This window comes from Salipiger sp. HF18, from assembly GCF_011806505.1.
Classification (GTDB): Bacteria; Pseudomonadota; Alphaproteobacteria; order Rhodobacterales; family Rhodobacteraceae; genus Salipiger; species Salipiger thiooxidans.
This window is the reverse complement of sequence record NZ_JAATOS010000484.1, coordinates 1-2980: the sequence shown is the minus strand read 5'-3', so window position 1 is coordinate 2980 and position 2980 is coordinate 1. Positions and strand designations below refer to the sequence as shown.

5 protein-coding genes are annotated in these 2980 nt (G+C 67.8%); 4 read left to right on the top strand and 1 reads right to left on the bottom strand.

All coding sequences use genetic code 11. The annotated features are described in order from the left end of the window. Window positions 1-124: 124 nt before the first annotated feature. Window positions 125-577, bottom strand: a complete 453-nt coding sequence (locus HC022_RS22870) for a DUF4168 domain-containing protein (RefSeq protein ID WP_167453937.1) — start codon at window positions 575-577, stop codon at window positions 125-127. Window positions 578-872: 295 nt separating this feature from the next. Here HC022_RS22870 and HC022_RS22865 point away from each other — a divergent pair, with 295 nt between their 5' ends. The 4 genes from HC022_RS22865 to HC022_RS22850 form a co-directional block, all read left to right on the top strand. After that, the gene (locus HC022_RS22865) at window positions 873-1211 is read left to right on the top strand and encodes a hypothetical protein (protein ID WP_167453934.1); all 339 of its coding nucleotides are present in this window, start codon (window positions 873-875) and stop codon (window positions 1209-1211) included. 176 nt (window positions 1212-1387) lie between these two features. Continuing rightward, complete coding sequence (locus HC022_RS22860; protein ID WP_167453936.1) at window positions 1388-1987, top strand: outer membrane protein; 600 nt, start codon at window positions 1388-1390, stop codon at window positions 1985-1987. Between the two features lie 130 nt (window positions 1988-2117). Continuing rightward, window positions 2118-2387, top strand: a complete 270-nt coding sequence (locus tag HC022_RS22855; RefSeq protein ID WP_167453935.1) for a hypothetical protein — start codon at window positions 2118-2120, stop codon at window positions 2385-2387. Between the two features lie 111 nt (window positions 2388-2498). Next, a partial coding sequence (locus HC022_RS22850) for an ATP-binding protein (RefSeq protein ID WP_254885243.1) occupies window positions 2499-2980 on the top strand: 482 nt, incomplete at its 3' end.

The following is a 2980-nucleotide window of genomic DNA, read 5'->3' as shown; positions in this document are numbered from 1 at the left end:
CGAACCGTACTATCGGGCGCGTGGTCTTCCTCCCGACCGAGATCTCTCCCAACTCGCTCTATTGACCGTCCCAACGAAAAAGGCCGCCCCGAAGGGCGGCCTTGCACGATGAGGGAGACAGGGGTCACTCCGTCATCGTGGCCCCTGCGCCGTCCTGCTGCTTGGTCTGCAGCATCGCGAGCAGGCGTTCGTTCAGCTCCGGATCGGCCTGGGCCGCGGCGCTGATCTGGTTGTAGGTCTGCACGTCCATGCCCTCGGTCTCCTCGACCGCTGAGGCCATCTCCTGCTGGGCTTCCTGCACCAGCGCCTGCTTGCCTTCGGGCTCTGCGGTGCCGTCGATGCGGGCGGCGTAGTCCTCCTGCACGTCCTGCACCTGCATCGCGGCGTCGATGAAGGACGTGAGCTGGGCTTCGCTGAAGTCCGCCGCGGGCGCCTCGGGCGCGGCCTGCATCGGAGCCGCCCCGGGCGCGGTCTCCGTCGCGGTCTCGGGGGCCGTCTGGGCCAGTACCGGCGCCACCGGAGCGGCGATCAGGGCTGCGATGACCGTGGACTTGAGCAGGATACCGTTGCGTTTCATGCTGTTTCCTTTCGGAGGTTCTGATCTTCCGACACGGGGGCATCCCGTGCCTTCGACCCAGAGCTATGCACCGTCCCCCTACGCATCAAAGGGTATCCGGCGTTCTTGCCGCAGGGCAGCGAACTCCTGCCGGAACGGGGATTTTCCGGTGGCAACGCTCCGCGCAGCGAATTTGACCCGCGGATCGCCGCCGCCCCCGTCCCCCGCATCCGGCGGGAAATCGCGGCTTTTGTTTCCACGCCGGGCGATCGCGGTCCGTGCGATCCTTGGCGCCCCACACAAGGAGGGCTCATCCATGATCCGTCGCGCAGTGGCAGCCGCGCTCTGTCTCGCAGCGGCCCCGGCCTTTGCCTTCCACTGTCCCGCCGACATGCAGAAGATCGACGCGGGCACCTCGCTCTCGGACGCCGACCTCACCACGGTGCGCGCAGGACGTACCCCCGGAGAGGCGCAGCACAACGCGGGCGATCAAGACGCCCCGCTCGCGAATCTGGCCCGCGCGACGAAGATGCTCGGCATCCGGCAACGCCCTTTCGCGGCCCTCGCGCGCCCGAGACACCCCGGAGCGCGCGTCAGCCCGGCCCGAGGTGGTTCCATTGACGTGGCGTCAGGTCGGCCAAACCCTGCCGGATGACGCTCACGTGGCGGCTGTTCTTGGCGCAGAGGCCGGGAAAGCCGCAAATCTGTCCCGGTTCCGCAACAGCAAAATGATGTGAGCGCTTCGTGTGGAGCCGGACGCCCGGCTCGTCGTTATCTCCCCAGTCGCCGGCCCCGACCGTGGGCCAGACAGAACGACAAAGGAGCAGACACATGACTCTCAAATCTCTTATCCTCGTGCCCTTCCTCGCCACGCCCGCCCTGGCAGGCTCGCTGGAGCCGACGCCGGTCGAGCCCGCGCCCGTGGCTCCGCTCGCCCCCGTAGCCTCGCCGGTCACCGGTGACTGGACCGGCCCGTCGGTCGGTGCCCAGCTGGGGTATGGCAGCGTCGACACCGACGGTGCGGGCGACGATTCCGAGGACGGCATGGTCTACGGCCTGCGCGCCTTCTATGACCACGACTTCGGCAACTGGGTCGCCGGTGCCGGCGTGCAGTACGACGCGACCGACATCGATCTCGGTGACGCGGGCGACCTCGACGGCATCGCCAAGGTCGGCGGCCGCGTGGGCTACGACCTCGGCCGCACCATGGTCTACGGCACCGGCGGCTATGCCCACGCCACCACCGACGGCGGCAGCCTCGATGCGGGCAGCTCGGGCGGCTACTACGTGGGTGCCGGCGTCGAGACCTTCGTCTCGGACAACGTGACCCTGAACGGTGAAGTGAACTACAACGAGTTCAGCGACTTCGACGACGACGACCTCGAAGTCGACGCGACCACCGCCACCGTGGGCATCAACTACCGCTTCTGATCCGACCGCGGATCGAGCACCGTCGCGCCCGGCCTCACCGCCGGGCGCGGCCTAGCGGATTGCTTTTGCAGATCGTCATGACGCCGTTACACTTTGGTGCATGCGGCCCCTCTTCCTGATTCCCCTCGCGATGACCCTGGCCCTCGCCGCCCCGGTGCAGGCGGCCTCGCCCATTGCCGACGTGATCTGCGAGCCGGGCGCGCGCATGACCGAACGCATGACCCGCCGCCAGGGCGCGACGCTGAGCTCGACCGGGCTGCGCAGCCCCGAAGAGGTCGTCGAGCTCTGGACCTCGCCCGACGGCGACTGGACCATGGTCATCGCCTACGCCTCCGGCACCTCCTGCATCGTGGCCATGGGAGAGCACTGGTCGGTGCTTGCGCCACAAGATCCGGCATAATCCACAGCATTCTCCCCACCATCATGGGGTCGTGCGGGGTTCCGGCCTTTTCCAGCCCGCCCTGCTCTGACATACTGCCTGCCAATCAACGAACCAAACGAGCAGCGGACCATGGCAGACGATCTCCTCGCGGCAACCGAGACCACGACCTACGATGCGTCCTCCATCGAGGTGCTGGAAGGGCTCGAACCGGTGCGCAAGCGTCCGGGCATGTATATCGGCGGCACCGACGAGCGTGCCCTGCACCACCTCGTGGCGGAGGTGCTCGACAACTCCATGGACGAGGCGGTGGCGGGACATGCCAACCGCATCGAGGTCGAGCTGCACGAGGATTACGCCCTCACCATCCGTGACAACGGCCGCGGCATCCCGATCGACCCCCACCCCAAGTTCCCCGGCAAGTCCGCGCTCGAGGTCATCCTCTGCACCCTGCACGCGGGCGGCAAGTTCTCGGGCAAGGCCTACGAGACCTCGGGCGGCCTGCACGGGGTCGGCGCCTCGGTGGTGAACGCGCTGTCGGATTCGATGGTCGTGCAGGTGGCGCGCAACAAGGAGCTGTTCGAGCAGCGCTTCTCGCGCGGGATCCCCCTTGG

Coding starts and splice junctions, on each gene's coding strand:
- HC022_RS22870 (WP_167453937.1), bottom strand. CDS start 577: ATGAAACGCAACGGTATCCTGCTCAAGTCCACGGTCATCGCAGCCCTG.
- HC022_RS22865 (WP_167453934.1), top strand. CDS start 873: ATGATCCGTCGCGCAGTGGCAGCCGCGCTCTGTCTCGCAGCGGCCCCG.
- HC022_RS22860 (WP_167453936.1), top strand. CDS start 1,388: ATGACTCTCAAATCTCTTATCCTCGTGCCCTTCCTCGCCACGCCCGCC.
- HC022_RS22855 (WP_167453935.1), top strand. CDS start 2,118: ATGACCCTGGCCCTCGCCGCCCCGGTGCAGGCGGCCTCGCCCATTGCC.